The 22933-nt window shown below is 63.0% G+C and carries 26 protein-coding genes and 3 tRNA genes; 24 read left to right on the top strand and 5 right to left on the bottom strand.

What is annotated here, in order from left to right:
- The first annotated feature begins 56 nt into the window (after positions 1–56).
- From L0D18_RS05510 to L0D18_RS05495, 4 genes are all read left to right on the top strand, one after another.
- Entirely contained in the window at positions 57–758 is a 702-nt protein-coding gene (locus tag L0D18_RS05510) for a hypothetical protein (protein ID WP_243027876.1), read from the top strand.
- Positions 759–809: 51 nt separating this feature from the next.
- Positions 810–885, top strand: a tRNA-Lys gene (locus L0D18_RS05505).
- Between the two features lie 6 nt (positions 886–891).
- Positions 892–966: transfer RNA gene (locus tag L0D18_RS05500), tRNA-Glu, on the top strand.
- Between the two features lies 1 nt (position 967).
- Positions 968–1044 (top strand) — tRNA-Val (locus L0D18_RS05495).
- Positions 1045–1196: 152 nt separating this feature from the next.
- Here the strand turns inward: L0D18_RS05495 and L0D18_RS05490 are convergent.
- Complete coding sequence (locus tag L0D18_RS05490) at positions 1197–2339, bottom strand: tyrosine-type recombinase/integrase (RefSeq protein WP_243027875.1); 1143 nt, start codon at positions 2337–2339, stop codon at positions 1197–1199.
- A 4-nt stretch (positions 2340–2343) separates the two neighbouring features.
- Complete coding sequence (locus tag L0D18_RS05485) at positions 2344–3099, bottom strand: XRE family transcriptional regulator (protein WP_243027874.1); 756 nt, start codon at positions 3097–3099, stop codon at positions 2344–2346.
- A 107-nt stretch (positions 3100–3206) separates the two neighbouring features.
- Between L0D18_RS05485 and L0D18_RS05480 the strand changes: the two genes are divergently transcribed.
- From L0D18_RS05480 to L0D18_RS05435, 10 genes are all read left to right on the top strand, one after another.
- A complete protein-coding gene (locus L0D18_RS05480) occupies positions 3207–3653 on the top strand; it encodes a helix-turn-helix domain-containing protein (RefSeq protein WP_243027873.1) in 447 nt (148 codons plus the stop codon).
- A 4-nt stretch (positions 3654–3657) separates the two neighbouring features.
- Positions 3658–5178, top strand: coding sequence for a hypothetical protein (locus tag L0D18_RS05475; protein WP_243027872.1), 1521 nt, complete (start codon positions 3658–3660; stop codon positions 5176–5178).
- Between the two features lie 655 nt (positions 5179–5833).
- On the top strand, positions 5834–6181 hold the full coding sequence (locus L0D18_RS05470) for a hypothetical protein (RefSeq protein WP_243027870.1): 348 nt from the start codon (positions 5834–5836) through the stop codon (positions 6179–6181).
- Positions 6182–6272: 91 nt separating this feature from the next.
- Entirely contained in the window at positions 6273–6641 is a 369-nt protein-coding gene (locus L0D18_RS05465; RefSeq protein WP_243027868.1) for a thioredoxin fold domain-containing protein, read from the top strand.
- On the top strand, positions 6625–7137 hold the full coding sequence (locus tag L0D18_RS05460; protein ID WP_243027867.1) for a hypothetical protein: 513 nt from the start codon (positions 6625–6627) through the stop codon (positions 7135–7137). Before L0D18_RS05465 ends, L0D18_RS05460 begins: the two co-directional genes overlap by 17 nt.
- Before the next feature lie 16 nt (positions 7138–7153).
- Positions 7154–7474, top strand: coding sequence for a hypothetical protein (locus L0D18_RS05455; RefSeq protein WP_243027866.1), 321 nt, complete (start codon positions 7154–7156; stop codon positions 7472–7474).
- 89 nt (positions 7475–7563) lie between these two features.
- Complete coding sequence (locus tag L0D18_RS05450; protein ID WP_243027865.1) at positions 7564–8043, top strand: hypothetical protein; 480 nt, start codon at positions 7564–7566, stop codon at positions 8041–8043.
- Positions 7955–8449 carry a hypothetical protein gene (locus tag L0D18_RS05445; protein ID WP_243027864.1) on the top strand — a complete coding sequence of 165 codons (495 nt, stop codon included), beginning with the start codon at positions 7955–7957 and terminating at the stop codon, positions 8447–8449. The genes L0D18_RS05450 and L0D18_RS05445 overlap by 89 nt, the downstream gene beginning before the upstream one ends.
- A complete protein-coding gene (locus tag L0D18_RS05440; protein WP_243027863.1) occupies positions 8442–9140 on the top strand; it encodes a site-2 protease family protein in 699 nt (232 codons plus the stop codon). The genes L0D18_RS05445 and L0D18_RS05440 overlap by 8 nt, the downstream gene beginning before the upstream one ends.
- Positions 9141–9146: 6 nt before the next feature.
- Positions 9147–10487 (top strand): hypothetical protein, encoded by a 1341-nt coding sequence (locus L0D18_RS05435; protein WP_243027862.1) that lies wholly within the window; start codon positions 9147–9149, stop codon positions 10485–10487.
- Positions 10488–10535: 48 nt separating this feature from the next.
- On the opposite strand, the gene L0D18_RS05430 is transcribed toward L0D18_RS05435, so the two are convergent.
- Positions 10536–10784 carry a hypothetical protein gene (locus L0D18_RS05430; protein ID WP_243027861.1) on the bottom strand — a complete coding sequence of 83 codons (249 nt, stop codon included), beginning with the start codon at positions 10782–10784 and terminating at the stop codon, positions 10536–10538.
- An 88-nt stretch (positions 10785–10872) separates the two neighbouring features.
- On the opposite strand from L0D18_RS05430, the gene L0D18_RS05425 reads away from it, so the two are divergent.
- Genes L0D18_RS05425 through L0D18_RS05380 form a run of 10 tightly spaced genes read left to right on the top strand, consistent with a single transcriptional unit; the run spans position 10873 to position 21554 of the window.
- Positions 10873–11190, top strand: coding sequence for a hypothetical protein (locus L0D18_RS05425; protein ID WP_243027859.1), 318 nt, complete (start codon positions 10873–10875; stop codon positions 11188–11190).
- A 4-nt stretch (positions 11191–11194) separates the two neighbouring features.
- Complete coding sequence (locus tag L0D18_RS05420; protein WP_243027857.1) at positions 11195–11950, top strand: TrbG/VirB9 family P-type conjugative transfer protein; 756 nt, start codon at positions 11195–11197, stop codon at positions 11948–11950.
- Positions 11950–13107: an S-layer homology domain-containing protein gene (locus L0D18_RS05415; protein ID WP_243027856.1), complete on the top strand. Its 1158-nt coding sequence runs from the start codon at positions 11950–11952 to the stop codon at positions 13105–13107. The genes L0D18_RS05420 and L0D18_RS05415 overlap by 1 nt, the downstream gene beginning before the upstream one ends.
- Positions 13101–14795, top strand: coding sequence for a COG1470 family protein (locus L0D18_RS05410; RefSeq protein WP_243027855.1), 1695 nt, complete (start codon positions 13101–13103; stop codon positions 14793–14795). Before L0D18_RS05415 ends, L0D18_RS05410 begins: the two co-directional genes overlap by 7 nt.
- A 35-nt stretch (positions 14796–14830) precedes the next feature.
- On the top strand, positions 14831–16057 hold the full coding sequence (locus tag L0D18_RS05405) for a hypothetical protein (RefSeq protein ID WP_243027854.1): 1227 nt from the start codon (positions 14831–14833) through the stop codon (positions 16055–16057).
- Positions 16058–16067: 10 nt separating this feature from the next.
- Complete coding sequence (locus L0D18_RS05400; protein ID WP_243027853.1) at positions 16068–17984, top strand: hypothetical protein; 1917 nt, start codon at positions 16068–16070, stop codon at positions 17982–17984.
- Positions 17984–19837: a hypothetical protein gene (locus tag L0D18_RS05395; protein ID WP_243027852.1), complete on the top strand. Its 1854-nt coding sequence runs from the start codon at positions 17984–17986 to the stop codon at positions 19835–19837. The genes L0D18_RS05400 and L0D18_RS05395 overlap by 1 nt, the downstream gene beginning before the upstream one ends.
- Positions 19838–19840: 3 nt before the next feature.
- The gene (locus tag L0D18_RS05390; RefSeq protein WP_243027851.1) at positions 19841–20602 is read left to right on the top strand and encodes a hypothetical protein; all 762 of its coding nucleotides are present in this window, start codon (positions 19841–19843) and stop codon (positions 20600–20602) included.
- Positions 20599–20985 carry a hypothetical protein gene (locus L0D18_RS05385; protein WP_243027850.1) on the top strand — a complete coding sequence of 129 codons (387 nt, stop codon included), beginning with the start codon at positions 20599–20601 and terminating at the stop codon, positions 20983–20985. The genes L0D18_RS05390 and L0D18_RS05385 overlap by 4 nt, the downstream gene beginning before the upstream one ends.
- Entirely contained in the window at positions 20982–21554 is a 573-nt protein-coding gene (locus L0D18_RS05380) for a hypothetical protein (protein ID WP_243027849.1), read from the top strand. The genes L0D18_RS05385 and L0D18_RS05380 overlap by 4 nt, the downstream gene beginning before the upstream one ends.
- Here L0D18_RS05380 and L0D18_RS05375 read toward each other — a convergent pair.
- On the bottom strand, positions 21466–21927 hold the full coding sequence (locus tag L0D18_RS05375) for a hypothetical protein (protein WP_243027848.1): 462 nt from the start codon (positions 21925–21927) through the stop codon (positions 21466–21468). The two genes, L0D18_RS05380 and L0D18_RS05375, sit on opposite strands and share 89 nt — an antisense overlap.
- Positions 21878–22462 (bottom strand): hypothetical protein, encoded by a 585-nt coding sequence (locus tag L0D18_RS05370; RefSeq protein ID WP_243027847.1) that lies wholly within the window; start codon positions 22460–22462, stop codon positions 21878–21880. The genes L0D18_RS05375 and L0D18_RS05370 overlap by 50 nt, the downstream gene beginning before the upstream one ends.
- Positions 22463–22933: the final 471 nt, after the last annotated feature.

The raw sequence follows: 22933 nt of genomic DNA, 5'->3' as shown, positions 1-22933 counted from the left end.
CCGCTGGCCCTTAGCCCCCGCCCAAGAGGCGGGGGCTTTGCTATGTATGGAAGGGGATGCGGCTACTGGTGGTAGATTTTGACTACTTTTTCCCCGTGCCCCAGGATGCGGAAGACCCTCTTGCTTTCCTTTTCTCCTGGGCCCAGTTTGAAACCCCCTTCTACCTGGGGCAGGCCTGGGAGGACCGGGCCTTGGCCTTTCTCTTAAGGAGACTGCCTTTACCCCAAGCCCAGGGCTGGGAAGGGTTTTGGGAACGCTTTACCTTCGCTCCCGATGCCCAGCTCTACTATGCCGACTCCAACGCCTTAGCCTTTCATCCCGAGGTGCGCGAGGGGATACGGGAAGTGGTCCTCTTTGACGCCCATCACGACGCTGGGTATCGCCCCTTGGGGGAGGAGCCCGCCTGTGACGACTGGATGGTTTACTACTCCAGACAAGGGGCCAGGCTTCGGGTGTTCTACCCCCCTTGGCGGGATCCTTCCCGGGAGCCCGAGCCTAAGGTTCCCCTGGTGCGGGCTAAGGACCCTGGAGGCCCGGTGGAGGGGATGTTCCATCGGGCCTTCCTGTGCCGCAGCGGGGCCTGGGTGCCCCCTTGGGCCGACGAGGCCTTTTTCAGCTTTCTTGAGGCGGCTCCTCTTCCCAAAGTGGCCTTAGAGCCTGTGGAGCCTAGGCCTTTTGACCTCGAGGCCCTGCGGCAGAGGGCAGAGGAGGAGGCTTTTGGGCTTTGGTTCCTAGAGCGGCTAAGGGGGCTTTCCTAGTCCGTGCCCTGGACAAGCCCTTGCCCTTCGCCTATAATCACTAAGGCTGTTGGGCCGTTAGCTCAGCTGGCAGAGCAACCGACTTTTAATCGGTAGGTCGCAGGTTCGAATCCTGCACGGCCCACCAAAGCGGGGCCCCATCGTCTAGCGGTCAGGACGCGGCCCTCTCAAGGCCGAAACGGGGGTTCGATTCCCCCTGGGGTCACCACGGGCGGCTAGCTCAGCTGGTCAGAGCGCTCGCCTTACAAGCGAGAGGTCAGAGGTTCAAATCCTCTGCCGCCCACCACGATGGAAACGGCATAAACCCCGGGTTTATGCCCGGGGTTTTGTTTCTTCTTACCCCTTGTTTACCCCTTATCTGTAGCGGCGCATTTACCAAAAGGTGAAAGATAACCCAAGTAGCCCCTTGGTGATGGAGCACGCTCCCCACCGTCCCCACTACCCTCTATCCGGGCTCCACGGGTCCGGCAAGAGCCTAAGGGATTTCAAGGTAGCTTTGAGGTCTTCCTGGGTTACCTTGGCGTAGTGTTGGAGGGCGGTTTGGAGGCTTTTGTGGCCGGCCAGGGCTGCGGCCAGCTTGGGGTTACCGGTTTGGCGGATGATGCGGGTGATGAAGGTGGCCCTGAGGTCGTGGAGGCGGGCTTTGGGGATGCCTGCTTTTTGCAGGAGGGTGGTCCAGGTTCGCCGGAGGTTTTCTGGGCGTAAGGGGGTGCCGTTTATGGAGGGGAAGACCAGGCCTTCGGGGTGGTAGAGGCGGTCTTCTATCAGGCGGGTTCGGTGTTCCAGGAGGACTTGCCGGGCTTCTTCGGGAAGGGGAAGGGTTCGGTTGGACCCCGAGGTTTTGGTGGGACCTAAGACGGTTTTGCCGCTTAGGAGGTTGGGCACTAAGGCTCGGCGGATGTGAATCTCCCCCCGGTCCAGGTCCACATCGGGCCAGGTGAGGCCCAAGACCTCGCCCCTCCTCAGGCCCAAGGCCGCCAGGAGGTAAAAGGCAGCGAAGAGGCGGTGGGACCGGGCCACGGCCAGAATGCGCTCCAGCTCCTCCTCCGTGATCTCCCGGCCTGCTTCCCGAGGGGTGATTCTGGGGAGACGGGCCAGGTCCACGGGATTCTGTCCCGCCCTGCCGTATCGGATGGCCCGTTCGTAAGCTCCATGGAGAAAGTTACGCACATGGGTAATGACGCTTTGGGAGTACCCCAGGCTCACCAGACGGCGGTAGAAGGCTTCCAGGGCTTCTGGGGTAAGGCGGTCCAGGACGGGGTTTCCCAGGTGTTGTTTCACCAGGGTGATGTAGCGTCCATAGTGGTAGAGGGTGTTGTCCCGACGCCCTTCAGTGCGAAGGGCTTCCGCATGCGCCTCCAACCAGTCCAGGAGAGGAGGGGGTGTGCCCTCCAAGGGGGTAAGGCCATAGGCCAGGGCCAGCTTGCGCCGGAGGAGGTCAGCCTTGCGGTCGTTTTCCCGGGTTTTGGGACCTTTCAGGTAGACACTCTTACGGCTTCCGGCCACGGTGATGCGGATCTCGTAGGCCCGGAGGTCCTTCCGGTACCGCACCGAGCCTTCTCCTTTGGCGCGACGGGGCATGGCCTCAGGGCAGGAGATGACGACCAGGCTTGCCCCCGGGCAGGGAGCGCACGATCTGGATCACGGGTCCCCAAACCTTTGCTCCCTCGGGCACAGGCTGGTCGGGATACCGGGGGTTGAGGCTGTGCATCAGGGGCTCCCCCTTGGGGCCGTAGTAGAGCTGCTTCACGATGATGCCGTTTCCGGGAATGCCGATGGCCACCAGGGTACCGGGGCCATAGCCCCCTTCCGTCCACACCACGGCGATGTCCCCCTCATAGAGGAGGGGTTCCATGGAGTCCCCCACGATGCGCACCCCAAACACCTGGCCCCCCTTGCCCCGGAGATCGGGGAGGTAAAGGATCATGGTCTCTTGGGCATCGTCCCAGGCGGGTGACCCGGCTCCCGCCTCCACCACGGGGAGGACCAGGGGGGTTAGGGTTTCCGCCTCGGGCGGCACCTCGGGCTTCTCCTTGGGCAGGGATACCTTCATCCCCGTCCAAAGCCCGATGAGTTCCAGGATGAGCTCCTCCTCCAAACCGTAGGCCTTCAACACCCGGATGAGGATGTCCGGCCTGATCTTGCGGAAGTTCCTATTCCCCGCCTCCAGGTGGGAGAGGTACGAGGCATGCACCCCGGCCAAGGCCGCCACCTGGTGCTGCCTCAGCCCCCGCTTCTCCCGCAACTCCCGTAAAAGCCGCCCTAGCTCCTCCGAGGACATCTCCGCCAGTAACCGGGCTTCAAGATACGGGCTACGCCCGTGACCCAGCGACTCCGCCATAGGGGTATCCTACCTGTTCTTTACATGCTGTCAACACATATGTTTTGGCAATCCTGTCATTGCGCTAAAGATTGACAAAAAGACATGTACTGTTGTATGGTGCTGGCATGGTGGGTGAGCGGTTGCGGCAGTTACGGGAGCGGTTGGGCATAGGGCGTGAGGAGCTGGCCCGGTTGGCCGGGGTTAGTGGGCCGACGGTGTGGCGGTTGGAGAAGGGGGAGAGGGGGGGTTCGGTGGAGGTGGTGGCCCGGTTGGCGAAGGCCCTGGCGCAGGTGGGCAACCTGGAGTTGCGGGAGGTTTTGGCCTTTTTGCTGACCTCTTCTTCCGTTCCCTCCCTTGATCCGATTCCCACCCGGTCCCTGCCGGTGCGGTACCTGACGGTGCGGGAGGCGGCGAAGGTGCTGGGTGTGCCCATCTGGGAGATACGGGAGGCGGTGCGGAAGGGGGTGATCCGCCCCCGTCCCCGGCCTGGTCCACGAGGGGCCACGGTGATCTCCCTGGAGGAGTTGGAGCGTTACGCCAGGGAGCATCTTGAGGCTCCCGCGGGGAGGTAAGGGGATGGGCAGGAAGTCCCGGGTGGATTTGGCCCTGGAGGTCTTGCGGGAGGAGGTTTCCCTCTTCCAGGCCCAGGGCACGCAGGAGGTGTTCGTGGACCTCCCTGGGGGGCGGACCTATCCGGTGGAGGACGAGCGGTTTCGGCGCTGGGCCATGGGGAAGGTGTTTACCTCCTTACCCGACCCCGTGATCCTTCGCCGGGAGGACTGGACCACCCTGGTGGACGGCCTGAAGGCCTTAGGGAGCAAGGCGCCCCACTATCCCCTCTTTGTGAGGGTAGGGGGGTTTGGGGAGGAGCTGTTTTGGGACCTAGGGGAAGGGGTGGGGGTGGTGCGCATAGGCCCCGAGGGGTGGGAGGTAGTCCAGGATGTGCACGCCCTACCGGTGCGGTTTTTGCGGTCGGCCTACATGCAGCCCCTGCCCTTTCCTGAGGAGGCGGAGGCCAGGGAGGTTTTCCTCCTCAAGGAGCTCCTGAGCTTTACCGAGGGTGATCCCAGGGTGGATGAGGGCCTGCTGCTCCTCATAGGGTGGCTTTTGGGAACCCTGAACCCCCATGGGTCCTACCCGGTGCTGTTGCTGAGGGGGGAGAAGGGGGCGGGGAAGACCACGGCGGCCCGGGTGTTGAAGAGCCTGGTGGACCCTCACCGGGTGCTGTCCATGGCCCCCTCAAGGGATGCCAAGGACCTCATGGTGGCCGCCACCTGGAGCCATATCGTGGTGATGGACAACGTTTCCTCCTTTAGCCAGGAGTTTGCCGACTCCCTGTGCCGCATGGCCACGGGGGAGGCCATGTACTTGCGGAAGCTGTACACGGACCAGGCGGAACATGTGGCCGTCTACCGGCGGCCCCTCATCCTCACCTCGGTGGTGGACCCCATGACCCAACCCGACCTGATTGACCGGTCCATGGTGGTGGAGCTCTACCGGGTCCCCGATACGGAGCGTAAACCGGAGACAGAGGTTTACGAACGCCTCGAGGCCCTACGGCCCAGGATCATGGGTGCCCTGATAGAGCTGGTCTCCCTGGCCCTGCGGGGCACCGGTAAACCGGACTTTGTGCCCCGGATGGCCGACTTTGCCCTTTTCGTGTGGCGGGGCCTGGGGGGAATCGGCCTAGGGGATGCCTTCCTGGACGCCTACGAACGCTCCCGGGGGATGTTGGAGATCTCCGCCGTGTACGACGATGTGGTCATAAGCCTCCTGGTGTCCTACATCGGGGAAAAGGGAAGCTTTTCGGGGACGGCCCAGGACCTCCTCCAGGAGCTGGAGGACTATGCGGGCTACACCAAGGTGAAGCCCAAGGGGTGGCCGGGGAATCCCCTGGGGTTATCCCACCGCATAGCCCGTTTTCGCTCCTCCCTTAAGGCCCTCGGCATAGATGTGAGAAAACAACACACCAAGCGAGGCAACATTTGGACCATAGCCCTGCAGGACCTCCCGGATGTTGGCTCTGATGGTGAGTTTGCCAGTGCCGTTGTTCCCGAGGAGGTTATCCTCCTTCGTTCCAGGGCCGCTTTGGACTAGGGCTCATGTCTCCCCAAGACCCCTTTCTTGCCAAGTTTTGGTTCTCCCTGGAGGGTGAGGACTTCCTGCGCTTCCTATACGACCTTCTCAAAAGGGGTAGGGGGTTTACCCTACGGGAAGCCCCCGAAGGGGTGTGGGTATCGGTCCCCAAGGGGTATCCGAAGGATGATCTCCTTCGGCTGGAGAGGGGTTTGGATGCCCTTCTCCCCTGGCTCCGGAGGGACCGACCGGTGTCCTTGGGGGAGGTTCTTTGGCGGATACGGCGGGCCTTGGAGGAGAGGTTCTTGGCCACGGCCAGTCCGGAATGGCTCCGTTGGTGGGAGGAGAGGAGGTGGGGGTGGGATGCGAGCCTGGAGCTCCTTAGGGTTCTCCGGGATTGGGCGGACCTGCCTAGGCCGCCCCGTGCCCCACGGAGAGGTTCATTTGGGGTGCAGGGGCCCCAAAGCGGAGGCCGCCTCCTGCGGAGGCTGGTGCGGTTGGGGAGGCTTTTGGGGTGGCCTGAGGTGGCCTACTGGCCCCATGAGAAGCTTCTAGGGGGGAGGGAAAACTGGCGGAAGTTTCTCTCCTTTGCCGATGTGGAGAGAATGCGTGCCGTATGCCAAAAGTTGGCCAGTCTGTCTACCACAGAAGTCAAACGTGATACCGTTAAAGTAGAATGTTGAGGAAGCATGAACTGGACAAGCTGGTACGCTACTTTGCCCTGTGGAGTGGGTTGCGGGCAAGGGTGGTGCTTGGCGAGGGGGGCTTTAGGCTTGAGGGGTCTTTCCCCCGGGGGTTGTATCCCGATGAGGTGGAGCGGTCCTTGGAGATAGCCGTTTTGGAACTTTTGTCCCTGGCGGGGGGCCGTTTAGACCCCGATGCCCTTAGGATGCTGACCCTTGCGGGGCGGAGCCGAGGGTGGGCGGGCATGGTGGAGGGGGCCAAGGCCTTGGGGGTTCTTCGGAAGTACGGCTTTTTCCTGGGGCAGGGGGTGAAGGATGGGGAGAGGGTACCCGTGGCCTAGGGTTGTGGTCCTAGGGGGTGTGGTCCTTGCCTTAGGGTTTCTCTGGGCCTTATGGGATGGACGGGCTCAACCGGTACACCCTACGGATTGGGTGTTGGAAAACGCCTGGCCTAGGAGGGAAAGGCCCTATGTGCTCCTCTTCACCGATCCCCTCTGTCCCTTTTGCGGGCGTTTGGAAGCGGCGCTCGCTTCCGATGCGGAGGTAAAGGCCTTGGTGCGGTACCTTCCAGTGGCCAAGCACCAGGGGTCCTACGAGGCCTGGCTCATCAGGCTGAGGGATTGGGGCTTTGACGAGGGTGAGGCAAGGAAGTGGTTAGAGGAGGGCCTAGCGGAAGCCGAACGTTCCGGGGTCAGGGTTACACCCACCGCCGTGGTCATGGGGAAGACGGAAAAGGTGATCCTGGGTTTCTCCTCTTACCGGACGTGGAGGGAGGAGGTGTTGGATGCTATTGGCCCTTGATCCGGGGGTTCACCTGGGGTATGCCCGGTTACCGGGGGGGGAGTTGGGAGTTTTGGTCCTTCCCCAAGACCCAGAGGAGGCGGTGCGTCGCATGGTGGAAGGCCTCCGTCCCTTGCTCCTCACCTCAGACCGGATTGTGGTGGAAGGGTGGCAGGTACGAGGTAAACGCCCTGGGCGGCATACCCTGGTCCCCGTGGCCCTGATAGGGGCTTTGGTGGCCTTGGGAAGCCATGTGGTTCCCCCCACCTGGAAGAGAGCTTTTGCTCCCCGGGTCCCCCTCACCCACTTCGCCGGACTTTCTTTCCCATCTGGCTTAGACCCCACGGATCGGGGCATCTGGCTTCGGCTTCACCTGGACGGGTACGGTCCCCTGCTAAAGGACATCCAGATGCTACCTAAGCGATACCGACCCCACGCCCTGGATGCCCTGGGCCTTGCCCGCTATTCGCTCCTACACGGCATAAAGGAGGGAATGGACCATGCACGGGCCGTATGATCCCTTTGGGGCATTCGTGTCCATCGGACTAGCCTTCCTTTTGGGCCTGGCCGTAGGGAGTGTCCTGAGGATACCCCTTCGCTTCCTCCTGGGAGGGATGGCCTTTCTAATCGGGGTTTACTGGGTCCTTTCTCCCCATGAGGTGGAAGGGTGGATTTCCTCTTGGAGAGGGTATGTGGAGAGGGAGGTTTCCCACCTTTTGGTTTGGGGAACCCGGTTCTTCACCTTTGCGGTGCACTCACCGCAGGAGGCCCTAGCCCAGGTCAGTGGTTTTCTCCTCAGCGTGGCTCCTACCTACGCTTTCTGGGCAGGGGTTTTGGGGAGGGTGTTGAGTTGAAGCCGGTTCTCAGGCTCAGTTTGGAGGTGCTTAGGCTTTTGCAGGCCAAGCAAACCTTTCCAGGCTTAGCCCTCATGGAGGGCGTTGGGGTGTTGTGGCGCAGGGAGGTGAGGGAGATACTGAACCTTTTAGAGGAGGGCAGGGTATGTGATGCGGCGGTGCTTTCCGTGATGATGGCCCGATCCGAGTGGTTTCACAAGGACTTTCGGGAGAAACCTCCATCGGGCTGGAGGGAGTTGGACCCCATCCTGGCGGAGGCGGTACGGCGTCAGGACCACCTTCTAGCCGAGGAGGCCGCTCGTCTGAAGCGGGAGGCCACCTGGCCGGAGGCCCGGTGGTTGGAGCTTCTCTATCGGGCTTACGGTGGGGGCAAGGTGGGTTGGGAGGACCTGGTGTTTGCGGTGCGGTTTTTGGCCAATCGCCGGATCGTGGTGGAGCGGTTAGGGATAGGACAGGGAGGTAGGGATGAAGGGTATCCGCATGCGAAACCGGGGGGAGACGGCCAAGCGGATAGCAGAGGTTTTGGTGGAGAACCCCTATCTGGGGAAGGCCTTGGCCCTGGGGTTTAAGGTCCTCTTGGACCGGGAGTACCGGCGGTTTGAGGCCTTGGTCCTGGAGGGGCGCTATGGTGAGGCTGGGGCTTTAGCCCTGGTGTGGATTAGGAGCCCTAAGGTGCCCAAGTTTCCTAACCGTAGGGCACCCTTTGAGGGCTGGAAGGAGTTAGCCCCGGTGGTGGAGAGGTCTTTGGCCCTAGGCGACACGGAAGTGGTAGAAGGAGCGGTGCGACTTAAGATGGAAGGGGATGAGGCGGAGGTCCTCTTGCTCCTGGAGCTCCAGGCCCTAGGGCAAGAGGCCCTTCCCGTTTTGGGGAGGACCATAAAGGCCATGGTGGAGCATCTGCCGGATGACCGTTACCATGGGGCCAGTGAGGTGCCCGGTCCCTTTTTGGGCAAGGGGGTGGTGAAAGGTGGTTGAAGGGCTGGTCCTGCTCCTCATGGTCTACCTGTCCATAGCCCTTCACGAATGGGGCCATTTTGTGGCCCTGAGGCGGTTTGAGGTCCCGGTTTCCCTTTGGGCCGTGGGAGGCCCCCCCTGGCTTTGGCGTTGGCGCAGGGGGGGTACGGAATACCGGATTGGGCTTCTGCCCCTCCTGGGGTTTGTAAACCCTGGGGAGAGGGATTTTGCGGGGTTACGCCCCTGGCAGAAGGTCCTGGTCTATCTGGCGGGGCCAGGGGTCAACTTCCTGGCGGCCTTGGTAGGCCTGGTGGCCCTGGGCTTCTTGGGAGACTGGGGCATTTTCTGGCGAGGGCTGGCCCTCTTCTTCACCCTGCCTCCCTTGCTGGTCTCTGGCCTGGTGGGGTTTTTCTTAGGTTTAATCCCAGCAGGCGAGGCGGGTTTTCTAGCCTTTTTCCGTCAGGGTGCCACCCTTTTGGAGGGTGGTGTGGTGAAGGGGTTGGCCCTTTGGGTAAGCCTTCAGCTAGCCTTGGCCTGGTTCAACCTGCTTCCCCTACCGCCCTTGGACGGTGGCCAGGCCCTGTTGGCCCTGGGGGAGCGCTGGTCTTTGGTGATGAAGGTAGGCCGTGCGGTTACTGTGGCGGGGGTGGTCTTTCTGTTCCTAAGCCTGTTGTGGGGCCTGGGATATGACCTGGGCCTCTTAGGGAGGTGAGAAGGGATGCGGCGGTTGGTGTGGCTCATCGCTTTTCTAGCGGCTTGTGCACCTACAACGGGAGGTCTTTTTGGGGAGGCAGATTTGGCTGGGGTCCTACCTGGTGCGGGGACTTACCGGGGACCGGAACCGGTTCCCACGGTGGGGGAGGACCTCTTGGCCCATCCTGATCCCCGCATCCGGGAGGAGGCGTTTGCCCGGCTTCGGTCGGAGAAGCGGAATGCGGAAGCCTATGGCAGTGGTGCAGGCCCAGAGTTCCATTACCTTTACGGGGTCTACTATGCTGCTTCTGGCCAGTGGGATGTGGCCATTTCCTACTACAACCTGGGACTAAAGGCCCTTTACCCCTATGCCTTTGACCGGCAGGGACGGGACATCTGGCTGTACGGGTACGGGAGGGCCAGGGCCTATCTCCAGAGGGAACCCGCCAAGGCCCTCCGGGATGCCCGCATCCTGCTCCAGCATGCGGCTCCGCCGGTCACTGGCAGGATGCCCCAGGAAATCCTGGCCAGGGAACTCCTGGTGGAAGCCTACGTCCGGACCGGGGGTTATGAGCAGGCCCTAAAGGCCGCAGACGAATACTTCAGGGCCTGGAAGGAGCTTGTGGGGACCATGCCCTATGTGGGAGGGTGGTACTCCTTCTGGCGGGTGGTCTTCCAAAAGGGAAAGGCCTTAGAGGCCCTGGGGAGGAGGGAAGAGGCCAGACAAACCTACGCCTCCATCCTGGCTCAGGAGAAGGAGGCTAAGACCCCGGTGGAAAGGGAAGTCCTCAGGAAAGCCGAGGAAAGGCTAAACGCCCTGGGAGGTTCATTTGGGGTGCAGGGGCCCCAAAGCGGACCCCCGCCACCGCAGGCCTCCCAACCCCAGCCGCAACCCAAGGCCTCGGACGAGCCCGTGCGCAAGAACCCCAGCGAGGTGGCCACGGAAGAGGCACAAAAGGCGGTCCAGGGCCTGGTGGAGGCCCTCAAGGCCGTGGACCTGGTCAAGGCGGACAACTACCTGGCCATCCCCCGGTTTGACCGGAGCCTGGTGGAGCGGATTTCGCCTGAGGCCAGGGCCAAGGCGGCCACCTTCCGGTTTGAGGTGGGCCGGGTGGTCCTGCCCAGCGCGGTGCAGGCCTATATCACCGTGGAACTCACCTACGACTTCGGTACGGGACCCAAGACCATACGCCTGCCCTTGCTCTCGGGTGAAGCGGGCCAGGGCCTCAAGATACGGGCTACGCCCGTGACCAAGGTCTTGAACGGCACCCCGTCGGTGATCATGGGAGCCCTCCTGGGCCTGGGGGACCTCCCGGAAAAGGTCAACGCCTTCCTGGATGAGTACCTGAGGGCTTTGGGCCTGTAAACCGAAAAACCCACCCCCGAGGTCAGGGGTGGGTGCGGGGTACTGGGTTCAGTACCCCAGCAGTTTGGCCACCACCGCCAGAGCTATCCAGAAGCCTACGATAGCCCAGGCGATGATTCCCGCCCTTTTGACAAACTCCCAAAGGGCGGATCCTCCACTCCTTCCATCCTCAACCGCATCACCGACGTCCCGCCAGGGGACGTCAATGACGTCCTCTTCCTTCCGGGGGACCAGGTAGTCCCCCTTCCTCCGTATCAACCCATCCTTTTTCCGCCGTATCAACTCATCCTTCCTCATACCTCCACCCCTCCTATTGGATCACCCCAAGTCTACTACTGACTTAGTAGCTTCACAAGTCTTGCCTTCTGTGTATAATCTATGGCAGATGCGAGGCGTAGGGTTAGTGGTGGGGGTGTGGCTTTGGGGCCTAGGGATGGCCTGGGGTACGGGGGCTTACCGCATTGAGCTGGTACCCTATGCCACCACGGTTTTGCGTTTTGGGGAGGAGGTGCGGTATGTAGCCACGGGTTGGCCCTATGTGCAGGTGGCCGTCTTGGAAGGCACCATAGTGCTGGTGCGACCCCTGGTCAAGGAGGGGAAGGGAGAGCTTTGGGTAATGCTTTGGGACGGCAGGGAGTACCGGCTTTGGATGGAGGTAAAGGAGGGCGTCTTGGCACGGACATACCAGTTTGCACGGAGGTAAGGGGGTGAAGAGGTTTCTTGCCGTTTTCCTAGTCGGGTGGGCTTTAGCCCAGTTAGGCCCCTATGTGGAAAGGGTTTACGACGTCCGGGACCTGATGGTGCGGCCTGGGATCGTGGTCCTCACCCCGGGGTTTCTGACGGTGGTGGATGTGGACGAACAGGTGGAGCAGGCGGTTTCCGCCCGTTCCGACCTCTTTGAGCTCCGGGTCTTCGGCAACAGCATCTACCTCAGGCCCACCAAACGGGCAGGAACCACCGACCTGGTGGTAACCGCAGGAGGTAGGGTCTTCCTCCTCCGGTTGGTGATAGACGAGAAGAACTTCACCACCTACCGTTATCGGATCCGTTACCCTCAGCAGACGCAGGACTTTCCCCCTCCCTTACCCGAGTCGAGGGTCTCGGGTGGGGCGGATTCCCGCAAGGGAGAAGTGGCCCCATCTTCTCCCCTACAAGCGGAGTTCACGGTAACCAAGGCTGGGGAGGGGCTTCTCCTGGAATACCGGGTTCTGAATGCGGGACGGGACCCGGTGGTCCTGGACCCGGCCCGGCTTTCCCTACGGGGCAAGGATGGTCCCTTTTCCTTCCGACTCCTGTGGCGGGAAGGGGCGGCGGTTCCCGGGAGGCTCCTACCTCAGGAATCCGAACGTGGAGCCTTTCTGGTGGAAAAGGGAACTCCTCCTTTGGAGCTCTCTTGGAGTGCCACGGTGGTGGGTACGGGGCGTCAGGTGGTCTTGAGCCAGAGGTGGGGTGAGGTGAAGTGATGCGCAGGTGGGGAGTTTTTGCGGGCCTAATGCTCCTTCCCCTGGGAGTGGCCCAGGGTTGGTCGGAGGAGGCGGCCCAGCAGTTGGTGCAGGAGGGTATCCTCTACGGGTATCCCGATGGGGCCTTGCGTCTAGACGCCAACATCACCCGTGGGGAGATGGCGGCCATGTTATGGCGCCTCATTCTCCAGTACCGGCTTAAGGACCTACGGGACCTCACCAAGGAGGATATAGAAGCCCTCAAGGGGCTTTTAAGGGCGGTGGAGTTGTGGCGCAAGGAGGTGCAAGGTTCTCAGGAGGCGGTGGCCGGGCTTTCGGATCGTCTGAAGACCCTCGAGGGCAAGCTGGCCTCCTTGGAAGGAGAGCTTTCCACCTTGGCGGGGAAAGGGGTAGAGGCTTCCAGGGAGGCCTTGGCCCAGGTGGGAGAGGTGGCGGCCCGCCTTTCCGACCTGGAGGGGGTGGTTTACCGTTCCCTCAAGGACTACCGGGAGGAGATGAACACCCTGGCCGGAGCCTTGCGGGATGTGGACGGTAAACTGAAGGCCTTTGAGGAGAGTTTCTCCCAGGGACTAGAGGGGAACAGAAAGCTCTTAGAGGAGAAGTGGGCTGCCTTGTCCGCCTCCTTAGCCCAGTTGGGTAACCGGCTAGCGGCAGTGGAGGCGGCATCGGCTAAGGTGAGCGAGCTGGAAAAGCGTCTTTCTGGTCTCTCGGGGCGTGTGGACTCCCTGGAGGAGGCGGTGCGTTCCCTTAAGGAGGAGGTGGCCCGTTTACGGAAGGAAATACCCCGGTCTTTTACCCCCAAGCCCTTTGGGTTGGCCGTCTACTTGACCGGGTTGGATTCGGGATTTGCCCAGTTGGATTACACCTTGCCTTCCGGTCTCTCCCTAAGGGTCTTGGGTGCCCTAGGAGGGCTGGGTCCTTACGGGTCCCTAGGCGTGGGTTACCGGGGGGAGGGACAAGGCATCGGCTACCGCATGGGTTTGGGTCTGGGGTATGGCCTCTACGGCCCTGGTTTCCTCTACGGAGAAGGGAGTTTTGGCCTAAAGGTGGACCTGGTGGCGGGTGTATCCCTGGCCCTTGAGGGGTTGCAGTCTTACCCCTTGGGAAGTGGTCCCATCGTGTCCCGGTTTGGTGTGGGGGTGATGTACCGATGGTAAGGGCATGGCTTTTGGGGATGGCCTTGCTTTTAGGAGCTTGCACCAGCATACAAGGTTCCCTGAACGGGGAGCTTTCGGTGGCCGTAGGGGGGCTTCCGGAAGGGGTGGAGGCGGATGTAACGGTCCAACCCAAGGGGATTAAACTTTCCGCTTCCAAGGTTCTGGAGCTTCCTGAGGGCAGCTATGAGGTTACCGCCAATCCGGTAACGGGTTCCGGGGGAGAGAAATACCTTCCCACGGTGGAGGGAAGCCCCGCAGAGGTGAAGTACGGAAAGCGGGCTCAGGTGCGGGTGCGGTATGCCGTGGACGTGTCAACTCTTCCCGGTACCTTCATCCTGGTGGTGGACGGTCTTCCAGAAGGAGCCGAAGGCAGTATTCGGGTAAGTGGCGAAGGATTTGACGGGAGGGTTACCAAGACGACACGGTTAACCCTACGACCGGGTGTCTATACCCTAAGGGCTGAGGCAGTAACCTACGCCGGGGAACGGTACCTGCCCAATCCCACATCAGACTTTGTTAACCTTGCCCCCGGAAGCACGGTTTCCAAGACCATTACCTACGCCAAAGAGATTCGCACCGGAGAACTCCTGGTGAACATCTCCGGCCTGCCTAGCGGCACCGATGCCCGGGTACGGGTGAAGGACGGAAGCGGCACCACCGTGTCCTCCCTCACCACGAGCCGGCTCCTCACCCTGCCCCCAGGCACCTACTTTGTGGAAGCCGACCCCGTGGGCACCTATGTGCCCAGCGTGAGTGGCTCCCCGGCCCTCCTAAACCCCGGAAGCCGGGCGGAGGTCCAGGTGGCCTACCAAAACCGGCCCGCATCCCTCACCCTCAGCCTGGACCCCACCACCCTCACCGTGCCCCAGGGGGGGACCGGCACCGTGAAGGCCACCCTCACCCCCCAGAACGTGAGCGGGAACGTGGCCCTCTCCCTGGTGGGGGCACCCAGCGGCGTCACCTTGACCCCCGATAGCGTGGCCGTGAACGGACCCACCCAGGTGGTCTTGGCCCTGAAGGTGGAGACGGGCGTGGCCCCCGGAAGCTACACCCTCACGGTCAAAGCAGAAGGGGGTGGTGCCACGGCCACCGCCAGCCTGGTCCTCACCGTATCCCAGCCGGACTTCACCTTCAGCCTGTCCCCCACCTCCATGACCCTGACCCAGGGAGCGTCCACCACCTTGGTGGCCTCCATCTCCCCACAGAATGGCTTCACGGGTAGCATCAGCTTCACCCTTGTGGGGGCTCCCCAGGGGTTTAGCCTCACGGGTGGACCGGTAACCCCTAGCGGGCCTACGGACGTACCCCTGACCCTTTCCGTGGCCAACACGGTAGCCCCTGGTACCTACACCCTGGTGGTGAAGGCCTCCGGGGGAGGCGTTGAGCGCACCCAGGGCATCACGGTGAACGTGACCTCGCCCACGGGAGAGCTGGCCCTGGCCATCCTCTTCCAGGGAGCACCGAGCGGCACCGACGGGCATGTGGTGGTCTCGGGCCAAACCGGGGACATCACGGTTACCAAGAGCACTGTCCTTAACCTGCCCCCAGGCACCTATACCATCACCGCCTTCGCCGTGGTGGTGAACGGGATCACCTATACTCCCACGCCCCCAGGGGGCACGGTCCAGATACAGGCGGGACAGACTACTAGCTTTACCATCACCTACACACCATCTAGCGGACAATAACTCTACTACCGTGTATAATGGCTCCCGAGGTGTCTATGCGGGGCATAGCCTTGGGAGCCTTTCTGTTGGGTTTAGGCTTGGCCCAAACCTGCCACGTTCCCCGAACCCCACCGGATTACCGGGAGCTTCCCGTGGGCCAGCCCTCCCTCACCCTCCAGGTGTTCCCTACCGGGCTTACCCAGCGGGGGAGCTTTTCCGTTTCGGCCAGCACCACGGCCCCAGGGGCCACGGCCTGGGTACGGGTCTCGTGGAGTGGCGGGCAGCTGGCCCTTAAGGATGTGGCCTGGGGGACGGCAGGCTACGATCCCCCCTTGCAGGGTCCAGGGGGAAGCCAGTGGGTCCAGGGGTGCCCCAGCGTGTCCACCTCCACCCGGGAGCTGGACGACCGCGATAACGGACGCCATACCTTCCGGGCGGAGGCCTTCGTCTACTGGCGGGAGCAGTGGGCCAACTTCAGGTGTACCACCCAGCAGTGGAACGGGAGCACCTGGGAGACCACCACCTACTACCAGAACTACCAGGTGAGCCCGGTCTACTCTGCCCCCTCCTACTGCGCAGAGGTACCCAATAGCCGCTACTGGGAAGTAAGGTCCGGCACCATCACCGCTACAGGGACGGCCTACGCCTACATCTCCTGGGAGCAGAGGGCGGGGATGGACTACGACACCGCCCTCCAGGAGTTTGCCCGCCGCATTGAGGAGGACCACAAGCGGGCCACCGCCAGCATGCTGGCCTACGCCTACGCCAAGGAGATTCCGGGCCCGGTGCGGGAGGCCCTGGCGAAGGCGGCCCGGGGCTACTTCTACGACTGCAACTGGCTGGGCATCTGCACCAGGGCGGACCCCGCCGGGGAGATCAAGATCCTCACCGATGTGCCCAGCATCCTCCAGGGCCTCCTCTACACAGGGAGGCTTTGCGGAGGGTTCATCACCTTCTGCTTCGGGGGGCAGAACGCCCGTGGCGCCGACATCGGTCCCAAGGTGGAGATCAAGACCTTCCTCATGGTGAAGGGGTGGCGGCACGACTACCTCCTTCTGGACCGCCTCATCCCCCGGCGCTACTACGACCCCGCGGACCGGGAGTACCCCGGGGTACCCGAGGAGGAGCGCCAGCAGGTGCTGGCCTCGTGCCGCCTCTACAAGGACACCCAGGAGGGGAGGCGGTGCCTGGCCCTGGTGGAGACCCCCACGGGCATCGTGCCCACCCTTAAAGGTCTCCTCATGATTGAGCCCATGTTCCAAAGGGGGCGGCAATACCCCTAAGGGAGGCGATATGCGTCAGTTGGCGGTCATTCCCCTTCTCTCCCTGGCCCTGGCCCAGGTGGGCCTGGTGGATGGCCCGAGGCCCTCCACGGAGGTGCGGGGCTACCTGGAGGGCAACGCCCAGGAGGGCTACCGGGTGCGGGTGGAGTTCCTCCTGGAGACCGGGGGTAACCCCACCCAGGGCACGGTGTATCAGTCCCTTTCTTGGAACGGGCGGCTTTACCTGTGCCCGGGGGCTTGCGATACCTTCACCCTTTCCGGCTTTAGCCCTGGGAGCTACCCCAACGGACAGACCTACGACGTCTACGACAGCCAGGGGAGGCTTCGGGGCAAGGCTGGGGTGACCACGGAGTACGACGCCAGCAACCGGCCCTACCGCTACCGGGTGGAGTACGCCGTCTGGCCCCTCTCGGGGGTCAAGACCTGGCAGGCTTCCCCGGATGGGGCCGTGCCTATGGAGACTGGGGGTTGGCTTACCGTCAGGCCCCCCGGGGGAAGCCCGGAGCGCTACCGCTACCCCGGGATGACGGGCTACCAGCCCCCTTCCGGGGGGAGCATCTTCGCCGGCATCTCTCCCGCAGACCTGGCCCAGAAGACCCTCATTGACTCCATGGCCAAGCTGAGGGCCTTCTACGGGCGCCAGACCCGGGGGGCGGAGATCTGGTTCTTCGTGCCCGAGGTTTCCCCCTGGACCTTTCAGCTGGCCCAGGAGTACACGAGCCGGGTGGGGGGGCCGGTGCGTTTCGTGGTGCCGGAGGGTACCGCAAAGGCCTACTGCCCCACGGGCTATAGGGCGGATACCCGCTTCCATGTCCTGCCCAAGGCCACCCTGGACAAAAAGGACAGCCTGGCGGTCATCTGGCCCCCGCAAGGTGCCGGCCAGAAGGGAGCGGCCATGGCGGGGAGGTACCTGGTGGACCGTCCCGACTGGCCGGATGGTCCGGACTGCCTGGGCCAGACCCTGGCCCTGGTGCCCACGGCAGACGGCCTACCCGAGGCCCGGGCCTACCTCTACGGGTGCATCTCCCAGGCCAACCTGAAGGCCCGGGTGGAGTTTAAGGAGCTGAGCTTGAGCGAGCCTAGCCCCTTATGGCGGTGGGGGGGAGGGTGGTTAACGGGGTGGACCAACATCTACACCTACGGAGGGGATTGGAATGGCAAGGCCACCTTCGACCTGGGAAACGGCAGCGAGGAGGTGCGCCTCACCCTGCCAAACCCTCCCCCCACGGACTGGACCCGGGTGGAGCCGGTTACCGACGCCCAGGGGAGGAACCGGGGGTACGCCCTGGTAAAAGCCCGGGGCACCCTGAGCCTGGACGAGGAAAACCCCCAGAGCCTCACCTACACGGACCAGACCATTCCCCCCTGGGACTTCACCTTTGGCGGCAACTATGGGGCCGGTTGGGAGAGCTTCCGCCTCGTCTGGCGCTGGCAAGGCCAAGCCTACTTCTGTGGTCTAACCCGTTACGGTGCCACCAACGCTTACCCCATCACCTGCGAAGTGTGGGACGGGCAGAACCGGATACGGGGTAGCGCCCAGGTGGAGAGGCGTTGGATCAGCCTCTTCTCCGTCCACTACGACTACCAGATCCAGGTGTACGGATGGCGGCTCCAGGTGTCGGCGTGGGATGTGCAGTGGTACCTCTCCCGCTGGCGGACCACCTGGCGGGCGGCCACGGACAACGACCGTCCCGTGGAGCCAGGGGGCTATGTAACCGCAGAGGGGAGGCGGTACCGGATACCCGGGCTTGAAGGTTACCTCCAGCCCCAGGGCAAGGAGATCGAAGCGGTGGAGGGGGACCCCTACGTCACCTACATCACCCGTAGCCTCCTCCCTGACCGCAACCCCTATGGGGGCCTGAACCGCCCCGAGGCCAAGGAGTGGTACAAGCGCCTTGGGGACTGGTGCCGTGAAAGGGGGTTGTGATGCGGCGCCTGTCTTTCCTTTTGCCTTTACTCCCTTTGGCCCTGGGGCAGAACACGGTCCCAGGCCCCAGGTACGAGGAGTGGACCAAGTACTTGCTGTCGCAACCCGACTATCGCTTAGAACAACTCCTCAAAGGGCGGTGGCCTTTCCTGGAGGTCTTGCGCAAGGACCGCTACCAGGAGTACCAGAAGGGGCCATGTGACCCGCAAAAGGACCCCAACGCCTGCAAGGACCGCATGCCCTGGAACGAGGCCCAGGCCCACGAGTTTAGGCTTCCCATGTCCAGCCTCGAGGCCACCCGGGAGGTGGCCAGGGACCTCAGGAAGGCCTGGCAGAGGTTTGAGGAGAGGTACTACTGGCGGGTCATCACCGAGCTTAATAATCCTGCCTTCTGGCTGACCTACTGCGGCTTCGGCCTGAAGGGGCCGGACCTGGACCCACCCCTCCCCGAGGTGCGGCTGAACGTCCCCTCCGAGAGCCTGGACACCGCCTTCCTGGGGAAACTCACCCCCTTTGACCCGGGGAAGATAGCCTCCGCGGGCCTGCACAGCCTGGACCGCTACCTACCGGTACCCCAGGTCAAGGCGGAGGACTTCTGCGACGACCTGGGCCTGAACCTCCTCCCCATCATGTACATCCCGGGGTTCAAGGTGATGGTGCAGGGGACGGAGATCTTCCGCACCCCCGGCTACCCCTCCCGGCCCTTCTGGTTCAACAGCGAGGCTGCGGACGCCCGGGTCAAGGCGGCCATGCGGCACGCCTTTGAGCGCTACTATCCCCAGTACCTGGAGGAGGTGGCCCGCATCCTCCTCACCCCAAGGCCCAACACCCCACAGGACCTCCTCTCTGGCTTGGGCGGGGACTTCCAAAGCCTGGGAGCCCCCAAGGCCTACCTGCCCATCCCCTGGCAGGGGCACCTCCTGAACGGGGGGGCCGTGGTGGCCCCGGTGTACACGGAGCTCCTGCCCCGGGACCCCCAGGCCCTGTGGAACACCATTCAGGGAATATGGGACACCTACAAGGCCCTCATAGACAAGGCGGGAAGCGAGGTGGAGAAGGTCTACCTCTATGTGCACTTCTACCGCTCGGTGAGGGTTTTGTACGACAGTAAGGCCTTCTACGGCATTCCGGGTGTGGCGGATACCTTAAAGCAACAGGTGAAGGCCCTGGTGGAAACCCCCTTGCGCACCCTCACCCAGGGGATACCGGTCCTGAAGGGGTGCACGGGGAGTTTGGACGAGGTGGCGGGGTGCGCCGCCCGGGGCCTCATGCTGGTGGACAGCGCGCTGAAGCTGGGAAACGACCTCACGGGCCTTACCGGGGGCAAACCCCAAAACGAGCCCATCAAGGGGATGAGGGAAAGCCCGGGCCTCTGGAAGTTTGAGGAGGCCAAGCGCTGGTTTCCCCCGGCTTCCTTGCCCGTCTACGAGGCGTTTGGGTACACCAGCCTCTTCCAGGCCTTCAACATCCTGGAGGCCACCAACGTGCCCGACATCCGCAACGTGGACCTCTCCCAGATCAACCTGGGGAACTGGGTGGGCTGGGCCTGGAGCCAGCTATCCCGGCTGGTGGTCTACTGGCACGTGCCCCTCACCATAGACATCCGCATTGAGTACTGCCCCCCTTGCGTCCTGGCCTATCCCTCCTTGCCCCTGGAGGGTCCTGCCCAGCCCCTGGGGGTTCCCCCCTACACCCTGCCCTTCGTGGCCGAGAGGACCCACTGGCGCTGGGTATCCGTGCCGGAAGGATACGAGATACCCGGGGTGCGAGGCACCCCTTACAAGGTCCTAGGAGACCTGGGAGGGATAGCGCCGGACCTCTCCTTCCTCTACCGGCCCCTTATCGGGAGGTGATGCATGCGCAAAGCTTTGGTGCTAGCCCTGGTGTCCCTTACTCCAGCCCTGGCCCAGTTTGACTGGCTTGCGGGGCTGGACTGGGGTGGGATCAGCAACAACCTGCAGCAGGTGGGGGCGGTGCTGAGCTGTAACCCCACCAGCCTCAACAGTCTGGACTTCAGCCAGCCCAGCCTGGTCTTCCGCACGGTCTACAAGGTGACCAAGTGCACCCTGTGCCTGACCTTGAAGATGTGCGGCTTCCCGGACGACATGCTCTACCCGGCCGGCTGGAGCGAGGTACTCCAGGGCTTCAACCGGGGGGACATCATGGTGGTGGGTTCGGGGAGCGGGGTGGAGGCCATCCTGGACTACCTCATCCTGGTGGCCAAGGGGGGAGGGTGCCAGAACATCTCCTACGGGGGTGTGCCCATCTACACCTGCCCGCCCGGGGGGATGCAAATCAGCAAGGCCTATGTGGTCACGGATACGGCCACCGCAAAGAAGTTGAGGGAGAAGCTCAAGTCCCTCAATGACCCCAACCTCTTCAAGGTGGTGGCCGTGGGTGGGGAGCGGGATAGCCCGGAGCTGGCGAAGGTCCTCCTGGGGCTTCCCCTGGTGTGGAGCGGGGGAAAGCCCTACCTCTTTGCCCCCGGGTATTCCACCCCGGACCGGTGGCTCTGGCTTACCTTTGACGGGCCGGTGAGCTCCAAGGTGGCCCTGGTGGTGAACCTGGCCACCCGGTACGTGGCCGATGCCGCCCGCAGGGAGGAGGAGATCAAATGAGAAGGCTTTTACCCCTAGTGTTGGTCTTGGGCCTTAGCTTAGCCCAGGGACTGCCCCAGGTGAGGGAGGTGGACGAGGGCACCGTGTACTGGTTTTTGGTGAATCAGGCCCAGGAGGTGTTTGCCGTGGGGGTGCCCCCGGAGCGGATCGGGGATGCCCTGAAGGGCAAGCGGGTTACCCTGGTCCTGGGGAGCGAGAGGCCCCCCGCCTGGGCCAGGGAGGCCCGGGTGGTGCGGTTGGGAGGAACCCCTTTCTCTGGAGGGTTCCTCCTGGTCAATGGCCGCTATCTGGTGGGGCAAAAAAGCCGCACCCTCTGGCTTATCCTGGATAGCCCCCAGGTGGTGGCCATCTTGATGGGGTATTTCAGCCCATTGGTGCGATGAGAAGACTCGTGGCCCTTAACTTCAAGGAGTACGAGGCTAGTCCCCTTGGGCGGGCCAGGTTTTTCGGTGTCTTGCCCGTGGGCGAGGGGGAGGGAAACGGCCTCAGACGGGAACGGTACGAGTGGGGAGAGGTCTTGGTGCTGGACCGTTTAGGGAGGGAGGCCTTTTTCGCTTACACGTACTACACCCCCTCTTCCGAAGCGGCCCGGAATGCCCTGTTGCGGTATGCCTTTGCCCAGGTGTTGACGGGGAGGGGATACACCCTTAAGGGACGGATAGGGGAAGTGCTGGTGTTCCTCTCCCCAAGCGGCCGTACCATCTTCCTGGCCACCAAATGGGGAGGCTACACCCCCGCAGGAATACGGCGCATCTACGACACCCTTTCCCGCTACCTCTTCCAGACAGGGGGGCTCCTGTGGTTTAGCCCGGCTCCAAAGAGACTCTTTGGCCGCTTCCTGAAGACCCACCCTTCCGCTGAGGTCATTCCAGAGGAGGTAGCCAAAGAGGCACTAGAGGCGTTCCATAGGTTGCGGCAAGGTCCTGTGCCCAGTCCAGGCGGGAGCGGTTAGGGGAGGCCCAGTATACCCGATCCGCTTTGCGGAAAAGGCGGAGCTTTTCCTTGACGGTTTCCCGGGCGTAGTGGCCCGTGTCCACCTCCAGGTAGGCGGTCCCCCAGGGGAAAAGGAGAAAGGCGTCGGGAATGGACACCCCTCCCGCCAGGGGTATCTCCCAGGCCGTGGGGGAGAGGAGGAGTACCCCCTGGACGGAGAGGACCAAGTGGTAGAGGGCTGAGGCCGGGTATCCTTCCAGGGAAGGGTCCAGGTAGAGGTCCAGGAGAATCCGGTTTTTCCCTTTCCCCCGTTCGGCGGCCACCTCTATGCGTCGGTGAAGCCTACCTTCTAGGGGAAGGGAGAGCCTCTTCGCCTGCTTGCGGGTTACCACCGGGTAGGAAGAGGACATAGAGGGGTGTGCCACGATCCACCCTCACCGTGCGCAGGACCGCCGTCTGATCCTGGGGAAGGGCCACCAGGTTGGCAGCCCGGGCCAGGAGGAAGAGCTCCAAGGGGGGGACGGTTCGCTGCACCGCCTGACCACCCCCGGGCAGGGCTACCACATTGGTGGCCTCCAGGGTGGCCTTGACGAAATCCGAAATCCCGCCCAAGGACCCCCTTACCAAATCCGCCAACAGGGTGGGGGCTTCCTCTCCCACCTTGGCCACCAGCCCTTGGGTAACCTCCTGCGCCTCGAGGGCCACGGCAGTTACCCCCAGGACCTGACCCCCCTCCACCAGGGTATCCAGGTCTATCCACACCCTCCCTGTGGCCTCAAACCTGGCCTGGCCCACCATCACCGCCCCGCTTTCCAACTCCACGGCCACGGGTACCGTCTTCCCAGGCACCAGGTACACCCCCGTGAGCAGTTTCCCCCTGAGCAGGGTACCGGGAAGGTATTTCTCTTCCCCAGGAGAGGAGGGCATGGAGGGGGGGGAAGGCAAGGAGGGAAGTGGGGGAAGCGAGGGAAGCTGCGGTAATGCGGAAGGCCCTTGGGGTGTTGAAGGCTCCGTTTGTGGTGGGGGGGCCGGTTTGGGAGCCTGGTAGAGGATCCACGGGTCCCCTTGGGCCAGGGATAGACCCATTAGAAGGACGAGAGCAAAGTAGCCTTTCACCTGTTACCTCCTCTCTAGGGCCCCTACCCCAGATGGACTTCCTGAGGGCATAAAGGGTTCACCTGGCGGATTAACCGGATAGGGCGTGGGGGATGGTGCCGGGGATACGGTATCCCCTTGCCCCACAGCCATCCCCGAAGGTGGAGAGCCGGTGTAAACCAGTATCCCTCCAGAGGGAACCTGTTGGACCAGCATGGGCGAAGGAGAAGCTTCCATACCCCTCTCCAGCGAGGTATCCGTGCCCGTAGGAGCTGGGGAAGGGGCGGACGAGGGTGAAGCCTG

Source organism: Thermus albus, from assembly GCF_022760855.1.
In the GTDB taxonomy this organism is placed as follows: domain Bacteria; phylum Deinococcota; class Deinococci; order Deinococcales; family Thermaceae; genus Thermus; species Thermus albus.
This window is presented reverse-complemented; position numbering and strand designations above follow the sequence as displayed.